Genomic DNA, 16,781 nt, shown 5'->3' on the forward strand with positions numbered 1-16,781 from the left:
GGGCCTGTAACGCAGGTGGGCCTAGGCGCGCATTCCTTGCAGCAGCTGTCGGGCAAATGGCTGACGGGCGAAGGGCAGGGTGTCCATGGCCAACAGTCCCAGACCACATGCATGCTGGATCAATGGATTCCTGGTGGCGAACAGACGCGGCAAGGTATCGGTGATTGCGGCAGTCAACCAGCGATCCGGGCGGCGCAGACGAGCGTAACGAGCCAAAAAGGGATCGGGGTTCTGGCTGCAATCGGCTTGCCAGGCGGCCAGACACTGTGACAATTGTGCGACATCACGCAAGCCCAGGTTCAGACCCTGACCGGCAACCGGGTGCAAGGTCTGGGCGGCATTGCCTACTGCCAGCAGGCGTTCGGACAAGCGACTGGGGCCAGCATGAAAGGCAAGCGGGAAGATGTGACGCTTGGACACCAGCTCCAGATGTCCCAGGCGCTCTCCAAAGGCTTGCAGCATGGCGGCCTGGAACTCTTGAACAGGCAGCTCGGCCAAGGATTGGCTGCATTCCGGGCTATTGCACCAGACGATGGCATATAGATCGGGAGCGTCAGGGTGGGGCAGAGCTGCAAAGGGGCCGTGCTCGGTGAAGCGCTCGTAGGCCCAGCCGGTTTGAGGCTGGCTGGCGCGCACCGTCGTCAACAAGGCATGTTGACCATAATCGCGTCGCACGCCGGTAGGGCGGACGCCATCACACTGTACGGCAATCAAGGCTGTGGCTTGACCCGCATCGTGGTCGACCAGAATCTGTTTGGGGGCGGAGTGGGTACGGGCCTCCTGAGCGGGCAGCAGCGTGACGCCGCTGTCCCGGAGCCGGGCATGCAGGGCCCAGAGCAAATCATCGTAATGAACCACGGCGCCAAGGTCAGGTACACCCAGTTCGTCGGCTTGAATCAGACAACGGCCCAGACGTCCTTTTTGGGAAACATGCACGGTGCGCATCAGGGCGGCGCGCTCGGGCCAGGCTTTGAGCTGATTCAGAATCAGGCGACGGCTGCCGTGATTGAGGGCCAGGGTGCGTGGATCGCCCTGGGCATGTTCGGTACTGGCCAGATTGAAGTTTTTCCCCAGAACGGCAATGCGTGACGGGCTTGGGTGCTGGGCAGCCAGCATTAGCGCCAAAGATGCGCCTACGGGACCGGCGCCACAAATGGCGATGTCGTAGTCGGTGGCATTCATGGGGGACCTCATGACGGCAAGGAAGTAATTCAGGTATTGTACGGGAAGGTGGCTGTCAAATTGGCTTTAAGCAAATGACAGCTGTGCGCAATGGCTGGCAGCACAAGCCCGGATTGGATGCCCTGCATGTCTCAGCAGACTTTGTCATTTGAACAGACCAAACCTTTTCGCCATAAAGTCACCGCTGCGTGGCTGTCTCTTCTATTAGGTGTGGTGGGCGCACAGCACCGCTATCTGGGCAGACGTTTTTGGTATGTCCCTTTGATGTTTACCAGCCTGGCCATTCTGGGAACGCTGATGTTTCAGCAGGGGCTGGATTCGTTATTCCCCAATTTGCTGATCTTGCCGGTCAGTGCCGGGATTATCGAGGCCGTGATTCTGGCGCTGCGTAGCCCCGAAAAATTTGACGCGCTCTACAACCCCCAAAGCGAGCAACACAATCAGCATGGCTGGCCCAGCGTCCTGACAGCGGTGGTCTCGACGGTTGCCTTTGCCAATATCAGCCTGTTCTGGCTGGTACATATCATCATGGCCTTTTATCGTTATATGGGCTGGCTGGATCTGTCTGTGTATTAAACACATCAAGTGCCTTGTAAAGTAAAGGTTTTTCACAGGCCTGCCCTTGTGGCGAGGGCTTGCGCACGTTACAATACGGGTTCTTTAGTTTTATAGGAGCTGTGTGGTGAATCCCGACCCCGGCGACAGTGCTAGTCGATCTATGTTCGACCTATCTATGTCCAGGCGCGTTCAGGCCCGCTGATTCCTTCACAGCTTGCCGCGTCCTGGAAATTTCAGGGCGTGGTGTCTCAGGCGGCTGTTCTGCTGCCTCAAATTCCCCGCCATTTCATTCTCTGGAAAGCCCTTGGCTTTCTGAATCCTGATGTGTTGCAACTTTAATGTGCAATAGGGGGAATGTATGCGTATTTTCGATCTCTTTTTGCGCCGTGCCGGCATCCAGGCTTCTGCCCTGCGTGCTCGTGCCCCTTTGTCCGTCTCCCGTTTGACGGTTGTCTGCCCTCGTGGCGATCTGGCCCAGATCCGGCGTCGTATTTACTCGGACCTGAATACCGCGGGCATCCGCGTGGCCAATGTGCAGGTAGACCATTCCGATACGCACGATACGGCGTGCGTGACCTTGACTTGCCCGCCTGAGCTGCGTGCAGAACTGATGCAGCGTGCCCGACTGATTCGGGATTATCCCGGTGTGCTGAATGTGAAGTGGGCAGGGCGGGAGCGTATTGCTATAAACTAAACCGCAACTGGATTTGTTGCGGATGGCGCTGCTATGTCCTTGCTCGACTGGCTGACACCTTGGGAGTTTTCTCCTGTTCTGCTTTTGACCTTCTTGCTGGTCATCGCTTTGTACGTCCGGGGGCGGCAAGTACACCGCCCCAATCTTTTGCGCCAGTCCTTCTTCTGGATTGGCCTGATTCTCCTCTACCTTTCCTTGCACACGCGCCTGGACTATTACGCCGAGCGCATGTTCTTCATCCATCGGGCCCAGCATTTGATCTTGCATCATCTGGGCCCCTTGTTCCTGATGGGTGCCTATCCCGGTCAAACCTTGCGTGCGGGGCTGCCGTTGAGCTGGCGGCGGGCTTTGGCTCAATGGTTGCGCCGACCCAGTGGCCGACGTGTTCAGGCTGTCCTGACCAACCCGATACTGGTCGCCTTTCTGTTTGTTTTCCTGGTCCTGATCTGGATGCTGCCTACGGTGCAGTTCTATTCCATGCTGGACTGGCGTTTGTACCGTTTGATGAACTGGTCTGTGGTCATCAGCGGGATCATGTACTGGAACCTGATTCTGGATCGTCGGCCTTCACCACCGGCCCGGCTGTCGGTGGGTGGGCGTATACTTTCGCCGGTTATTACGATGGTGCCACAGATGATTGTGGGCGCCATCATCACATTTACTGAATACGACCTTTATCCGATTTTCGATTTATGCGGTCGTGCCATTCCGGGTATGGATGCGCTGGCTGATCAGGTCATGGGTGGCCTGATTATGTGGGTGCTGGCCGGTCTGGTTGAAGTGTTTGGCCTTTTGTATGCCTTGGGCACCTTGATGCGCCTGTCAGCGCGTCACCGTTTGCCAGAATCTCGCAAGCGGACAAGCGCTATGATGGTCAGGGCCAATTGATTTTGTCGGGAGTATCCATGCAGTTTAAACCCGCCCGTTCCGCGCTTTCTCTATGCCTGGCTTTGTCGCTGGCTTTCGGTTCAGTGTTGCCTGTGCAGGCGCAGCCTGTGGGCATCCCTTCAATGGGAGCAGCTTCGGGTGCCGAGTTGTCTCCGGCTTTGGAGCGGACTTTGGGCAATGCCATCATGGAGCAGGGCAGGCGTTCACCCGACTATGTCTCGGACCCGGATATCAATCAGTATTTGACGGATATGGGCCGCAAGCTGGCCCAGTACGGTCCTGCCATGGCGCAGCCAGTGACGGTATTTGCCCTGCGTGATAGCAGCATCAACGCCTTCGCCTTGCCCGGTGGCTATATCGGTATTCATAGCGGGCTGTTCACGGCTTCACAGTCCGAGTCCGAATTGGCCTCGGTGCTGGCTCACGAAATTGCCCACGTAGCGCAACGTCACGTGGCTCGCGGTATTACCCAAAGTGCGCAAAGCAACCATTTGCTGATTGCTGCTCTGGCCGGAGCCTTGTTGGGGGCCCTGGCGGGCAGTGGTGATCTGGCTATGGGGGCGGCTGCTTTCGGACAAGCAGCGGCCGTGGATAGGCAGCTGGGTTTTTCTCGTCAGGCCGAGCAAGAAGCTGACCGCGTCGGTTTCGAGATGCTGCTCAAGGCTGGTTATGAGCCACAAGGCATGGTGCAGATGTTTCAGCGTCTGGCCGCGGCTTCGCGTCTGAATGAGCGCGCGACAGCCAATGAGTACGCCAGCACTCACCCCATGTCTCAGCAGCGTGAATCGGACATCAGTAACCGGGTGCGCGGTCTGCCAGCCAGTAATTATCAGGACACCCCTTCGTTCTGGTATATCCGTGCGAAGTTGATGGTGATGCAGGCTGGGGGTGGGCAGTCCTTGCGTGTTCTGGAGCAGGCGCTGCAAAGCACGAACCAGTCACAAAGTGATCTGGAGCGCTCTGCGGCGCAATACGGTCTGGCCTATATTGCGCAAGGCCGTCAGGATTATGAACAGGCTCGTGCGCATCTGACCGAAGCGCGGGGACGGGGCAAATTCCAGGCTCCGGAGCTGGATACCCTGGGTATACGCATTGCGATTGCCGATCGAGATGTGCAAGGTGCTTTGAATTTGGCCAAGCAGGCCTGGCAGCGTTGGCCCAAGAGCCAAGGCGTGGCTTTGGCTTATGTGCAGGTTTTGCAGCAATTGGGGCAAAACGATCAGGCGCAGGCTTTCTTGATGGAGCGTATCAAGCAATGGCCTGATGAACCCCAGCTGCATCAGTTGCTGGCACAAACCTATGATCGTTTGGGCGACGGTGTAAAGGCCCGACGTGCCATGGCTGAGTACTATCAATTAGTGGGGGCTCTGCCTACCGCTGTGGAGCAATTGCAGCAGGCCCGCAATTTGACCCAGGACTTCTATCAGCAATCCGAGCTGGATACGCAGATTCGTCAATTGCGTGAACGTGTGGAAAGTGAGCGTATCTTGCTGGAGCGTTTCCGCTCCTGATGAGCCCGCAGGCCCGCTTTAGCCGATCTTAGCTATTGGTTTCAAAGAAGCGGGCCAGTCTTGCGGGTAACCAACCCATATTGCCGGGGATGCTGCCCGTGATGAAACCGACGTGCCCGCCTTCGGCAGGTTGATGCAGCAGGATGGAGTCCGAGCAGTCCTGAATGGTCGGCAAACTGGTGTGCGGCACGAAAGGATCGTTGCGAGCATTCAAAACCAGCGTAGGAATTTTGATATTGCGCAGCAAAGGCTTGCTGGATGCGCGCGTCCAGTAATCCAGCGCATGGCTGAAGCCGTGCATGGGCGCGGTATAAATGTCGTCGAAGTCGCGTATGGTGCGGGCCTGATTCAAGCGGGCAGTATCGACCATGCCTGGAAAACGGTGAGCCTTGTCCTGCAGCTTGCTGCGCATGCTTTTCAGAAAATAGGGCGAGTAAAACCAGCGGCCCATTCGGGATTCGGACAGGTAGCGGCCGCAAGCGACCAGATCCAGTGGTACCGAAATGGATGCACATGCCTGCAACCAGGACACTTCATCACCCGCTTCCCCCAAATATTTGAGCATGGCATTGCCGCCCAGCGAGGTGCCGGCTACGTGCCAGCGCACATTGGGCAGATGGCCTCGAACCGTATTCAGGATAAAGCTGATTTCTTCCGAGTCACCCGAGTAATAGGCGCGTGCCATGCGATTCGGGAAGCCCGAGCAGCCCCGGAAATGAGCGACCACCACAATCCAGCCACGGGCGCGGAAGTACTGGGCGATTGCCTGGATGTAATGGCTGCGGCTGCTGCCTTCCAGCCCATGAAACAGAACCAGGGCATGGGTATCGGCCGTGCTGGGCAGGCTGTCCCAATCCTGGGGCTGCATCCAGCGACGGGCGGCGGTGCGGGATAAGTGGGCGTCGGGTTGGGCGGTGGCACCGTTGGCCAGCTTGTCGGCAAACAGACCAGGCCCGGTCCAGTCCAGGTCCAGGAAGTCGCCATCGGGTGTATCAATCCTTTGACGGACAAAGGCGATATGGTGATGGCGGGCAAAAAATGCCCCATGAATGGTCTGTATGTGTCCGCCAGGCAACCAGGCGGGCAGGGGGCAGGCGCTGGCATCCAGACGGGCAACCGTATCGGCATGACGCCAGGGTTGCGCGTCAGCTCCGGGCACAGGGCCCGGCTCTATCGCATTGCCAGAGGGGGGAGCAGTGGGGTCCAACGAAGCCAGATTCAGAAATTAATGACCGTGAACTTTCTCGCCTTCTTTCAGGCGGTAGCGGGCACCACAGTAAGGGCAAGCGGCTTCGCCGGTCTTGCTGATATCGATATACACGCGGGGGTGCATGTTCCACAGTGTGCCACCTGGACGGGGGCAGTGCACGGGCAGATCGTCGGCTCCGACCATAATCAGTTCGTGATCTGCTTTTTTAGGTTCGATAGCGGCGCTCATAAGGTTCCTGATAACAATGAGAGAGGTAAGAATACCGTGCACGCAACGGCGGTGCCGAACTTTACGTGCGTAGACTAGCGATTGTAGCAAGACCCGGCCTGTTTTTTCTTGACCTTATCAACAGAGCAAGATGTTCGTGCCTCGGTTTTGCTTCTAGAATAAGAAAAATCATAAGCAAAGCTGCCGCCGCTGTTTACAGCTTGCGGGCAGCACATCTCAGGAGACGGCGTGTCAGCCATCACAAGATTATCGGCCTTGTTGCCTAGTGCACAGGATCGTGTACACATGCGCGCCGGTTTCATCGACTTCATTCCCGCCTTGATTGCCACTGTGGTCTGGGGCTTTGTAACGGGCGTGGCCATGGTCAAGTCCGGCTTGAGCGGGTTTGAAGCCACCTTGATGACCTTGTTTGTGTATGCGGGCTCGGCCCAGCTGACGGCCTTGCCGCTGATCGAGTCCCACGCGCCCTTGTGGTTGATTTTCACTGCCGGGTTCATCGTCAATATTCGCTTCATTATTTTTGGAGCGGCCTTGCAGCCTTTTTTTCGTCATCTGAGCTGGAAGAAACGCCTGGGCCTGGGCTATATCACCAGTGACATGGTGTTTGTGCTGTTCATGTCCAAGTATGGCGACTCCAAAGAGCGCGGCTCTCGCGAGCATCTTTGGTATTACCTGGGAATCATCCTGCCTGGTTGGCTAAGCTGGCAGATTGCCTCCTTGTCAGGCATTGTGCTCAGTGCCTATGTGCCGCCTTCCTGGTCGCTGGAGTTTGCGGCCATTCTGGCCCTGCTGGCGCTCCTGATTCCCTTGGTCAACAACCGTGCCATGTGGGCCTGTTTGATTACGGCCAGCGTGATTGCATGGGTCGGACAGGCGCTGCCCCTGCGTTTAGGGCTGGTGGCAGCGGTGCTTGGCGGAGTGCTGGCTGGCGTGGCGGCAGAACAACTGCAACGGCATAGGGATGCACGGTGATGAGCGATTGGCAGTATGATTGGTACGTTTTGGGTGCAATCGCCCTGTTGGTGTTGTGCAGCTTGCTCACCCGCTCCGGCTATTTCATGTTTGGTGATTTGCTGCCCCTGACCGAACGTATGCGGCGCGCCTTGCGCTTTGCTCCGGTAGCTGCTCTGGCAGCAATCATTATCCCGGAACTTTTGCCTTGGGCTTACGGCGACACCCCCCGATTGGATATTAAAGCTCTGGCCAGCCTGGTGGCTGTGCTGGTGTTCATCCGTACCCGTAACGCTGTTTGGGTAATCGTGGCCGGGATGGTGGCGTTCTGGCTGATACGTGCCGTGATGCCATAAAATCCTGACCCGAGTACTGACATGCCCGTGACTGCTGTGAGGCAGGCGGGCATAAGTTAAAATAGGATTGTTACAAATGCTTGCCACTGGTGGCAAGCCGACTTTTTGCGTACATGACAGATAAAACTCCTTCGACCCCCAATGACCTTACGTTTGCTGATTTCGGTCTGCACCCTGGAATATTAAGCGCCGTTACCGAGGCGGGATATTCCAAGCCTACGCCTATTCAGGCCGAGGCGATTCCCGTGGTGCTGGCCGGCCGTGATGTCATGGGGGCAGCCCAGACGGGTACAGGTAAGACGGCAGCCTTTTCCTTGCCTATCCTGAATCGTCTGATGGCGCACGCCACGACCAGCGCTTCGCCCGCCCGCCACCCGGTGCGGGCTTTGGTGTTGACACCAACACGCGAGCTGGCCGACCAGGTGGCCGAGAGCATTGCGCTCTACAGCAAATCGGTCCCCTTGCGCTCGACGGTGGTGTTCGGTGGTGTGGATATTGGTCCGCAAAAAGAAGCCCTGCGCCGTGGTGTTGAAATTGTCATCGCCACCCCAGGTCGTCTGCTTGATCACATTGATCAGCGCACGATCAACTTGAGCCAGGTCAGCATTCTGGTGCTGGATGAAGCTGATCGCATGCTGGATATGGGCTTCCTGCCCGATCTGGACCGTATTGTGTCCTTGCTGCCCAAGAATCGTCAGGGCCTGTTGTTCTCGGCGACGTTCAGCAAGGAAATCCGCAAGCTGGCCCGCAACTTCCTGAATGATCCGGTCGAGATCGAAGTGGCTGCCCGTAACGCGACCGCATCGACAGTCACCCAGGTGGTGTACCCCATGTCGGCGGACGAGAAGCGTCGTGCCGTGGCGCATCTGATCAAGACCAAGAAGCTGACCCAGACTATCGTCTTTTCCAATACCAAGATTGGTGCTGGTCAACTGGCCCGCTATCTGGAGCGTGAAGGCATCAAGGCGGAATCCATCCACGGCAATAAAAGCCAGCTGGAGCGCATGAAGGTACTGGACGCCTTCAAGAGCGGCAGTGTGGATGTGTTGGTAGCAACTGATGTGGCCGCCCGCGGTCTGGACGTGGCCGGTATGCCTTGCGTGATCAACGTGGACTTGCCGTACAACGCTGAAGACTACGTGCACCGTATTGGCCGTACTGGTCGTGCTGGCGCCTCGGGTGAAGCCATTGCCCTGATGGCTCCTGATGAAGAGCATTTGCTGCAAGAAATTGAGAAGCTGATTGGCACGTCTGTGCCACGTCTGAAGCTGGATCTGCCAGCGGCTGCCTCCTCGTCCCGTTCCGGTTCCAACCGTCACGAGCGTGGCGAGCGTCGTTCGTATCAGTCGAACACGCCACCCGTGGATGAATTTTTCCTCAAGCCTTACGAGCCATCGACCGCTGCTGCGCCCAAGCCAGCGGTGACGACTCCTTCCAATACAACGCGCAAGCGTTCGGTGGGTGTGCTGTTAGGCGGCGGCCGCTACTAAGGCGCGCAAATCCCCAGGCCCGGCATCAACGACCGGGCTGCGTTCGGAGATGCTGTGCACCAGACGCTCCAGATGTTCGATATGAGGCAGCATGGGACCGTAGAAAACGGTCCCATTTTCGTTCTGGATCAGCAGCGTGGGGAAATCTTCAATATCTTCATCGCCCACTAGCTCGGGCTGCTCTTCAATATCAATCCAGATCAGGCAAGCCTGGGGAAACTGTGTGGCCAAAGCCTCAAAAGCGGGTTGATACTGCTGACAGGTTTTGCACCATTCGGCGCAGAAACAGGCAATCAACAAAGCATCGGGTTCGGCTTGCAGGTGGGCCGCCAGGGCGGTCAGATCGTGTTGGGCGTTGAACAAGGCCATAATTTCATACAGACAAAAAGAAGCGACTGTGTCTATGATACTCGGGTAATCGATTTTGCTTAGCAGGAGCAGTATGTCCGTATCTTCGTCTGCCCCATCGCGATCGGGCCCTGCTGGCGGTTGGGCCAGCATCTCCATCGCCTTCAAGCGTTCTTTGGTGTCGCAATTTCAGCCACGCATGCTGGTGGCCCTGGTCATGCCTTTCCTGATCATGTTTGTGGGCCTGATTTTACTGAGCTGGCTATTGTGGACCCCTATTCAGACCTGGTTGCTGGAGCTGCTGGGGGGCTGGAATGCCTTTGAATCCATGGATCAGTGGTTGGTGGGCTTGGGCCTGTTCTCGCTGAAAGTGTATCTGGCGCCCTTGTTGGCTTTAGGCATTTTGTTGCCTCTGGCCGGTGTGTTGGGCCTGATTATTGCCGCTGTGCTGGTCATGCCTTTGGTCCTGGGCCATTTGCAGCAGAAAGACTATCCCGATCTGATCAAGCAAGGCCACAATGCCACGGTCTACAGCGTCTGGAACGCGGTGTGGGTGGGAACCTTGTTTGTAGTGGGTTGGCTGGTCACCTTGCCGTTATGGATTTTTCCTCCTTTTGCGCTGATTTTGCCCGTGCTGTGGTGGGTTTTTGCCCTGACGCGCATGTTGCGGGTGGATTCCCTGGTTGAGCACGCGAATGTGCAAGAGCGCAAATATCTGTGGTCCCGTCTGAATAGCCAGTACTGGTTGATCGGTCTGATCTTTGCCCTTTTGAACCTGATTCCACCGGCCTGGCTGGTCTTGCCTGTGTTCTCGGCTCTGGTGTTTGCCCACTTCTCTTTGGAAAACCTTCGTCGCCTGCGCCAGCACGAGGCAGCAGCGGCTTCTACTACGCTTATTGACCATGACAACTAAGGATCAAGCCATTATTCGTCTGATTATTATTGGCGACGAAATCCTGTCGGGACGTCGCTACGATAAACACTTTTCAAAACTGATCGAGCTGCTGGGGGCCAGGGGCTTGCAGCTGGGAGGCGCCCAGATCATCCCTGATGACCTGGATACGATTGCCGCCACCCTGGAGCGCAGTTTTGCGACGCCGGATATTGTGTTTTGCTGTGGTGGGATTGGTGCGACACCGGATGATCAAACCCGCCAGGCGGCGGCCAAGGCTTTGGGTGTGGAGCTGAGGCTGCATCCCGAGGCCGCAGCCTTGATTGCTGAGCGCTGTGCTGAAAATGAGCGTAATGGCGTGGGTAGTGCGGATATGTCCTTGCCCGAGAACCAGCAGCGCCTGCAGATGGGTGTGTTCCCGGTGGGTGCCGAAATTGTGCCCAACGTCTACAACAAGATTCCCGGTTTTTTCATTCACAATCACACCTTCATGCCGGGTTTTCCTGTGATGGCCTGGCCCATGATGGAGTGGACGCTGGATACTCGCTATCGGGAACTGCACCATCTGGCTCATCGAGTCGAACACTCTTTCCTGGCCTTTAACTTGCCAGAGTCGCGTATTACGCCGGCCATGGAGCATGTAGAGCTAAATTGGCCAGGTGTGAAAGCGTTTAGCCTGCCCAGCGTGGGGGAAGCGGGCGGACAGCCACATATTGATCTGGGCGTTAAAGGGGAGCCGGAGCCAGCGGCAGAGGCCTTGGCCTATTTGCGCCAGCAGGTGCTGGACTTGGGTGGGAGCTTGAGCCCTGCGCTAAAATAGCGCTTGCCAAGCGCGCGACCATTTCATATTATGGAATTTGTTGCGTTGCATCATAATTCTCCTAATAATGACAACAAATTCCTTTACGCCCTCAGGCGCGTCGTCAAACAATGGTGGTCAGATGTCGATCCAGGTTCTGGAACGCGCCATGATTCTATTGGACGAACTGGCCAAGCAATCTGAGCCAGTGGCATTGAAGAATCTGGCGGCTGCAACTGGCCTGCATACCTCAACCACTCACCGTATCCTGAACGATCTGGTAGTGGGGCGTTATGTGGAGCGCGTGGACAGCGGTTTATACCGACTGGGCATGCGTTTGCTGGAGCTGGGCTCCCTGGTTAAAGGCCGTCTGAATGTGCGTGCGGCTTCCCTGGGCCCCATGCGCGAGCTGCACAAGTACACCGGACAAACGGTGAATCTGTCCTTGCAGCAGGGCGATGAGATTGTCTATGTGGAACGTTCCTGGAGCGAGAGCTCGGGTATGCAGGTGGTGCGCGCCATTGGTGGCCATGCACCTTTGCATTTGACCTCGACCGGCAAGCTGTTTCTGGCTTCCTGGGAACCGCGTCAGGTGCGGGCCTACGTCATGCGTACCGGCTTGGCCGGTGCTACCCGTAACAGCATTACTCAACTGGAATTGCTGGAGCGCGAATTGGCGCAAGTTCGTCGTCTGGGCTATGCCCGCGATAACGAGGAGCTGGAGATGGGTGTGCGCTGTATTGCGGCTGGTGTGTATGACGACACCGGCAAGCTTTTGGCCGGTCTGTCTTTATCTGCTCCGGCCGAGCGTTTGCACGACGACTGGATTCCCGTTTTGCTGAATACCGCCGCTAAAATTTCCGAAACGCTGGGATACGACAAACAGCGTTAAGTCTGTGTTTTAGTGTTGTTTTTCCAGTCTTGATTACAAGTCCATGACGGTTTTGTTGCAGCGCAACAAATTACGTTGACTTTGTTTTGGATAGCGCTTAAAGTTGAATTGTTGCGGTGCAACATAGAAGGTTTGCCTTGCGTAGTTGCGAATGGGCCGGGCCTTCTTCAGACCCTTGTCTAGTAACACTGACACTAATTTCACGCTGGCTTGACCCAGGCCACGTATCTCCAAGGAAAACATCATGAGTGCTATTCCACAAAACGTACTGGAATCCCAACAAGCTACTTTGAACAACCTGTTCGCTGCTCAAGGTCAATTGCTGCAAGGCTTTGAAAAACTGGTTGGTCTGAACCTGAATCTGCTGCGCAGCTCGCTGGAACAAGCGGCTGGCCAATCCCAGCAAGTTATCAACGCCAAAGACGTGCAAGACGTTGTGGCCCTGTCGCAAAGCGTGGCCAAGCCTAATGCTGCCCAGGCTCTGGAATACGGCAAAAGCGTTTACGACATCTTCTCCGATCTGCAACTGAACCTGTCGCGTATCGCTGAAGCTCAACTGGCTCAAGGTCAACAGCACGCCGCTGACGCTATCGACCAGCTGGCCAAAAATGCGCCTACCGGTACCGAAAGCGCTGTTGCTTTGCTGAAGTCTTCCTTCGCCACGGCTTCCAACGCTGCTGAAACCGTTGTCAAGGCTGCTCGCCAAGCTGCTGATGCTGCTGAAAGCAACATCCAGGCTGCCACCAACGCCAGCCTGAAAGCTGCTGCTCAAGTCACCGAAGCCAGCAACAAAACGGTTGAAGCCGCTGCCGCTGCTGCGACTGCTGCTACCAGCAAGAAGTAAGTTTTTGCTTGTCTGATTTAATCAGGCGCTAAAGAAAAAGCCAGCTCATTGAGCTGGCTTTTTTCTTGCGTGCAGTGCCAATAGTGAACGTGCTTCAGGGTGCTAGTGCCCGCGTTACGCGGGCACGATGCGTTTTACAGGGCGCGAATGCACTCGGAAATCAGGGCCGGGCCTTTGTAAATCAAGCCGGTATACAGCTGTACCGCCTGGGCTCCGGCCTGGATCTTTTCCTGAGCCTGACGGCCAGATTCAATACCGCCAACACCAATAATAGGGAAGTCGGGGCCTAGTTGCTCGCGCAGACGACGAATGACGTTCAAGGATAATTCGTGCACTGGTGGACCGGACAAACCGCCTTGCTCCTGGCCGTGGCGCAAACCCTGTACGGCATCGCGCGACAAGGTGGTATTGGTGGCAATAATGCCGTCCAGACCTTGCGATGGAACCGTGTCCGCAATGGCATCAATTTGTGATTGATCCAGGTCAGGAGCGATTTTCACCACAATGGGCACGTAGCGTTGGTGCTCTTGTGCCAATTCCGTACGTAGCGCTTGCAAGGAACCGAGCAGACGAGCCAGTTCATCCTGAGCCTGCAAGGCACGCAGGTTTTGCGTGTTGGGTGAGGAGATATTCACAGTGACGTAATCGGCGTGGGGGTAGACCGCACGCAGACACGTCAGATAGTCCTGATCAGCCTGCTCAATGGGGGTAGTCGCGTTCTTGCCAATGTTCAGACCCAAAATGCCGCCTTGCGAGCGGAACTGGCTTTTGCGCACATTTTCAATAAAGGTATCCAGGCCGTGGTTGTTAAAGCCAAAGCGATTGATCAGGCTATTGGCTTCAGGCAAGCGGAACAGGCGTGGTTTGGGATTGCCGGGCTGCGCTTTCGGGGTCACTGTGCCAACTTCGACAAAACCAAAGCCCAGTGCGCCCAGGGCATCAATATGCGCGCCATTCTTATCCAGGCCTGCGGCCAGACCCACAGGATTGCGCAGCTTCAAACCCATCAGTTCCAGAGGCTTGCTGGGCAGGTCTTTCAGCAAACTGCCCAAAATAGGAGTTTGGTGGGCGCAATGCAGGGATTTCAGAGTCAGTTCGTGAGCGTGTTCAGCATCCAGACTGAACAGCACCCGGCGAGCCAAGGGATAAAGGCTGAATAGGGCAGACATGGGGATCGATAAAAGAGGACGTTAAGCCAGCCATTCCCAACGACCTTTCATCAGGAGCTGGTAGGGGCGAAAGCGGGTTTTGTAGGCCATTTTACGGCTTTCTTCGATCCAGTAGCCTAAATAGAGCCAGGGCAGGGATTGTTGACGGCAATAGTCCAACTGCCAGAGCACGGCGTAGGTGCCCAGACTGCCGGTGTCGTCGGGATCAAAAAAGGTATAGACAGCGGAAAGCCCGTCTTGCAGCACGTCGATGACGGCCACAATTTTCAAGGTACCGTCGGGTTCACGAAACTCCAGCAGGCGCGAAGTGACATGGCTGGCCAGCAGAAACTGGGCGTACTGGGACTGGTCGTCCTCGTCCATGCCGGCGCCGGGGTGGCGACTGGCCTGGTAACGGCGGTACAGCTCGTAGTGTTCGGCATTCCAGTGCAGGGGCAGGTCTTGTACGACCAGATTGCCGTGGCGTTTTTTGGCACGGCGCTGGGCACGGTCAGGCTGAAAATGCAGGGTGTCACAACGCAGGGGCAGGCAAGCGCGGCACTGGTCGCAATAGGGGCGATAGGTGAAGGTGCCGCTGCGTCGAAAGCCTTGCTGGACCAGCTTGGAGTAAACCGTGTCGTTAATCAGGTGAGCAGGAGCGGCAACCAGCGAGCGTGCCTGTTGTTCTGGCAGGTAACTGCAACGATAGCTGGCCGTGGAATAGAATTGCAGCGTTTGGGGACTGGGTGCTTTGGGATAATTCATGCGACTCTGCCAAGCGTGATAGAGCCATTATGGGATGCTCGCGCCAGCCTAGCAAGTTGGGGGCAGGCCTAGTTGCAACGCCCCGCGCGGCCAGACCGGGCTGGGTTGATCTTTGGCCCAGGCCAGGGCAGCCATAAAGTCTTTCCGGGGGATGGGGCTGGCACCCAGACTGGCCAGATGCGATGTCTCTTGCTGGCAGTCTATATACGGGATGCCCGCGAACTTCAGGAACTCCACCAGATGGGCCAGGGCGATCTTGCTGGCATCGGTTTGCAAGGCAAACATGGATTCGCCAAAGAAAAAGCGGCCCAGATTCACCCCATACAAACCGCCGACCAGCTTGCTGCCCATCCAGGTTTCTACGCTGTGGGCGTAGCCACTGTGGTGCAAATCTGTATAGACCTGCTCAATATCCGGGCTGATCCAGGTGCCGGTCGCACTACGTTGGGCGGCGCATTGGCCTATAACTTGCTCAAAGGCCAGATCGCAGGTGACACGGACAGGGGCGTCGTCCTGATCTTGCTGCCGTGCAATCTGGCGCAGTTTTTTGCCCAGGGAGCGGGAAATCTTGAATTGATCGACCTCCAGCACCATGCGCGGATCAGGAGACCACCACAGAACCGGGTCGCCAGGGCTGTACCAGGGAAACATGCCCTGGCTATAGGCTTCCAGGAGGCGTGGAACGCTTAAATCCAGACCGGCAGCCACCAGCCCTTCGGGGCTGGCGTGTTCAGGGCTGGGCAGGGCCTGATCAGGAGCGACCCATACAAGCGACATGATCAGCCGTGGTCGCGGGGGGCGATATCAAATTCGTGAATCTGGAAGCGGCCTGCCTTGTGGTCTTCGACGTAACGCTCCAGGGTGGCGGTTACGGTGCGAAAAGCCAGGTTGTCCCAAGGGATGTCGTCCAGGTGGAAGAAGCGGGCTTCCAGGGACTCCGGACCGGGGTCCAGCACGTCGCTGATGACTTTGGCCAAGTAGTACACGTGAACTTGTTCAGCGTAAGGTACGCTGATAACGGTAAAGAGCGGGCCGGGTTCGACTTGCGCACCCGCTTCCTCGCCCATTTCACGCAAGGCGCCTTGCCCCAGCGTTTCGCCCAGCTCCATGAAACCGGCGGGCAAGGTCCAGGTGTTGTAGCGCGGCTCGATAGCGCGACGGCACAGCAAGACCTGATCGTCCTTCCACATGGGCACAATACCGACCACATTGCGGGGATTCTGGTAGTGCACCGCGCCGCAATTTTCGCAGACATCACGCATGCGGTTATCGTCCGGGGGCACCAGGCGTGTCAATTTGCTGCCACATTGATTGCAGAAGTTTTGCGTGCGTGGGGCGGGGAAATAGAAAGAGGCGGATGGCTGGGTCATGCAGATTCTGTGATGGCGGTTCAAATGGGATCGGGCTCTGGCAAAACAATATACGCCAATTCCTCGGCGGGCGACACGCAGGACGACCAGACTGTCAGGGAACAGGCTTGTGGGTAAGCGGGCAAGGACCAGCCTTCGCTGCGCTGGGCTTGCTCCAGATCCAGACTCTCCAGGCCGTGTTGGTCTGTGCGTAACTGTTCCAGCATGGCAGGAACATCACGGCCCGCCAACAAGGCCGGGCCTGCGGAGCTGCGCAAATAGAGCTTGCCCTCAGCGCTGATGTACCAGGCCTGAATAGTTTCAACAGGTCGGCCAGTATGGTCTTGCAAATGGGCTTGATCCTGGGCCAGGGAAACAATCAGTGGGGCCGCGTCCAGACGGACATAAACACGTTGCGGACCATTCTGGATAAACCAGCGGCCTTGTTCATCCGCCTGATAATTGCGGTTGAAAAATGCCAACAAACCCTGGTGGGCAATGCGCTCGCCCACTTTCCCTGGGTGCTGGTTAGCATCGCCAGCCGGGTGATGACGCCAATGACCAGACTGATCCAAAGAGATATACCCGCTGACAGCGGGTACATTGGGCCATTTTTTCATGGCATCCATAACAGCAGCATCCATAAGTTTCAGCCTTGCAGGGACGAAAACAAAGG

20 protein-coding genes are annotated in these 16,781 nt (G+C 56.8%); 11 read left to right on the top strand and 9 right to left on the bottom strand.

What is annotated here, in order from left to right:
* Positions 1-21 precede the first annotated feature (21 nt).
* Positions 22-1,182 carry an FAD-dependent monooxygenase gene (locus tag ACU6HM_RS00075; protein ID WP_446763211.1) on the bottom strand — a complete coding sequence of 387 codons (1,161 nt, stop codon included), beginning with the start codon at positions 1,180-1,182 and terminating at the stop codon, positions 22-24.
* Positions 1,183-1,308: 126 nt separating this feature from the next.
* On the opposite strand from ACU6HM_RS00075, the gene ACU6HM_RS00080 reads away from it, so the two are divergent.
* The 4 genes from ACU6HM_RS00080 (at position 1,309) to ACU6HM_RS00095 (ending at position 4,833) form a co-directional block, all read left to right on the top strand.
* Entirely contained in the window at positions 1,309-1,758 is a 450-nt protein-coding gene (locus tag ACU6HM_RS00080; RefSeq protein WP_021446960.1) for a hypothetical protein, read from the top strand.
* 340 nt (positions 1,759-2,098) lie between these two features.
* Positions 2,099-2,434 carry a hypothetical protein gene (locus ACU6HM_RS00085; RefSeq protein ID WP_003803097.1) on the top strand — a complete coding sequence of 112 codons (336 nt, stop codon included), beginning with the start codon at positions 2,099-2,101 and terminating at the stop codon, positions 2,432-2,434.
* Positions 2,435-2,467: 33 nt separating this feature from the next.
* Complete coding sequence (locus ACU6HM_RS00090) at positions 2,468-3,322, top strand: cytochrome c oxidase assembly protein (protein ID WP_009460099.1); 855 nt, start codon at positions 2,468-2,470, stop codon at positions 3,320-3,322.
* 17 nt (positions 3,323-3,339) lie between these two features.
* Positions 3,340-4,833 carry a M48 family metalloprotease gene (locus ACU6HM_RS00095; RefSeq protein ID WP_446763212.1) on the top strand — a complete coding sequence of 498 codons (1,494 nt, stop codon included), beginning with the start codon at positions 3,340-3,342 and terminating at the stop codon, positions 4,831-4,833.
* 28 nt (positions 4,834-4,861) lie between these two features.
* Here ACU6HM_RS00095 and ACU6HM_RS00100 read toward each other — a convergent pair whose 3' ends face one another.
* Positions 4,862-5,992: a YheT family hydrolase gene (locus tag ACU6HM_RS00100; protein ID WP_052159400.1), complete on the bottom strand. Its 1,131-nt coding sequence runs from the start codon at positions 5,990-5,992 to the stop codon at positions 4,862-4,864.
* A gap of 66 nt (positions 5,993-6,058) precedes the next feature.
* Positions 6,059-6,271, bottom strand: a complete 213-nt coding sequence (locus tag ACU6HM_RS00105; RefSeq protein ID WP_021446957.1) for a zinc-finger domain-containing protein — start codon at positions 6,269-6,271, stop codon at positions 6,059-6,061.
* 285 nt (positions 6,272-6,556) lie between these two features.
* Between ACU6HM_RS00105 and ACU6HM_RS00110 the strand changes: the two genes are divergently transcribed.
* The 3 genes from ACU6HM_RS00110 to ACU6HM_RS00120 all read left to right on the top strand — a co-directional run bounded on the left by ACU6HM_RS00110 (position 6,557) and on the right by ACU6HM_RS00120 (position 9,068).
* Positions 6,557-7,243, top strand: coding sequence for an AzlC family ABC transporter permease (locus ACU6HM_RS00110; RefSeq protein ID WP_009460096.1), 687 nt, complete (start codon positions 6,557-6,559; stop codon positions 7,241-7,243).
* On the top strand, positions 7,243-7,578 hold the full coding sequence (locus tag ACU6HM_RS00115; RefSeq protein WP_009460095.1) for an AzlD domain-containing protein: 336 nt from the start codon (positions 7,243-7,245) through the stop codon (positions 7,576-7,578). Before ACU6HM_RS00110 ends, ACU6HM_RS00115 begins: the two co-directional genes overlap by 1 nt.
* A 113-nt stretch (positions 7,579-7,691) precedes the next feature.
* On the top strand, positions 7,692-9,068 hold the full coding sequence (locus tag ACU6HM_RS00120) for a DEAD/DEAH box helicase (RefSeq protein WP_031232711.1): 1,377 nt from the start codon (positions 7,692-7,694) through the stop codon (positions 9,066-9,068).
* On the opposite strand, the gene ACU6HM_RS00125 is transcribed toward ACU6HM_RS00120, so the two are convergent.
* Positions 9,048-9,437 carry a thioredoxin family protein gene (locus tag ACU6HM_RS00125; RefSeq protein WP_009460093.1) on the bottom strand — a complete coding sequence of 130 codons (390 nt, stop codon included), beginning with the start codon at positions 9,435-9,437 and terminating at the stop codon, positions 9,048-9,050. The two genes, ACU6HM_RS00120 and ACU6HM_RS00125, sit on opposite strands and share 21 nt — an antisense overlap.
* 73 nt (positions 9,438-9,510) lie before the next feature.
* On the opposite strand from ACU6HM_RS00125, the gene ACU6HM_RS00130 reads away from it, so the two are divergent.
* From ACU6HM_RS00130 to phaP, 4 genes are all read left to right on the top strand, one after another.
* Entirely contained in the window at positions 9,511-10,329 is an 819-nt protein-coding gene (locus ACU6HM_RS00130) for an EI24 domain-containing protein (protein WP_446763213.1), read from the top strand.
* Positions 10,319-11,128 (top strand): competence/damage-inducible protein A, encoded by an 810-nt coding sequence (locus tag ACU6HM_RS00135; protein WP_254498900.1) that lies wholly within the window; start codon positions 10,319-10,321, stop codon positions 11,126-11,128. The genes ACU6HM_RS00130 and ACU6HM_RS00135 overlap by 11 nt, the downstream gene beginning before the upstream one ends.
* A 121-nt stretch (positions 11,129-11,249) precedes the next feature.
* The gene (locus ACU6HM_RS00140) at positions 11,250-11,999 is read left to right on the top strand and encodes an IclR family transcriptional regulator (RefSeq protein ID WP_009460091.1); all 750 of its coding nucleotides are present in this window, start codon (positions 11,250-11,252) and stop codon (positions 11,997-11,999) included.
* Between the two features lie 244 nt (positions 12,000-12,243).
* Complete coding sequence (phaP, locus tag ACU6HM_RS00145; RefSeq protein WP_009460089.1) at positions 12,244-12,843, top strand: TIGR01841 family phasin; 600 nt, start codon at positions 12,244-12,246, stop codon at positions 12,841-12,843.
* A gap of 134 nt (positions 12,844-12,977) precedes the next feature.
* On the opposite strand, the gene ACU6HM_RS00150 is transcribed toward phaP, so the two are convergent.
* Genes ACU6HM_RS00150 through ACU6HM_RS00170 form a run of 5 tightly spaced genes read right to left on the bottom strand, consistent with a single transcriptional unit; the run spans position 12,978 to position 16,749 of the window.
* Complete coding sequence (locus tag ACU6HM_RS00150) at positions 12,978-14,012, bottom strand: quinone-dependent dihydroorotate dehydrogenase (protein ID WP_336971090.1); 1,035 nt, start codon at positions 14,010-14,012, stop codon at positions 12,978-12,980.
* A gap of 21 nt (positions 14,013-14,033) precedes the next feature.
* Positions 14,034-14,756, bottom strand: coding sequence for an arginyltransferase (locus tag ACU6HM_RS00155; RefSeq protein WP_021446954.1), 723 nt, complete (start codon positions 14,754-14,756; stop codon positions 14,034-14,036).
* Positions 14,757-14,804: 48 nt separating this feature from the next.
* Positions 14,805-15,533, bottom strand: a complete 729-nt coding sequence (gene aat / locus ACU6HM_RS00160) for a leucyl/phenylalanyl-tRNA--protein transferase (protein ID WP_446763214.1) — start codon at positions 15,531-15,533, stop codon at positions 14,805-14,807.
* A 2-nt stretch (positions 15,534-15,535) separates the two neighbouring features.
* Positions 15,536-16,126 carry an NUDIX hydrolase gene (locus ACU6HM_RS00165; RefSeq protein ID WP_009460085.1) on the bottom strand — a complete coding sequence of 197 codons (591 nt, stop codon included), beginning with the start codon at positions 16,124-16,126 and terminating at the stop codon, positions 15,536-15,538.
* 20 nt (positions 16,127-16,146) lie between these two features.
* Positions 16,147-16,749, bottom strand: a complete 603-nt coding sequence (locus ACU6HM_RS00170; protein ID WP_446763215.1) for a DUF2946 family protein — start codon at positions 16,747-16,749, stop codon at positions 16,147-16,149.
* Positions 16,750-16,781: the final 32 nt, after the last annotated feature.

It is taken from the genome of Alcaligenes sp. RM2 (assembly GCF_052931795.1).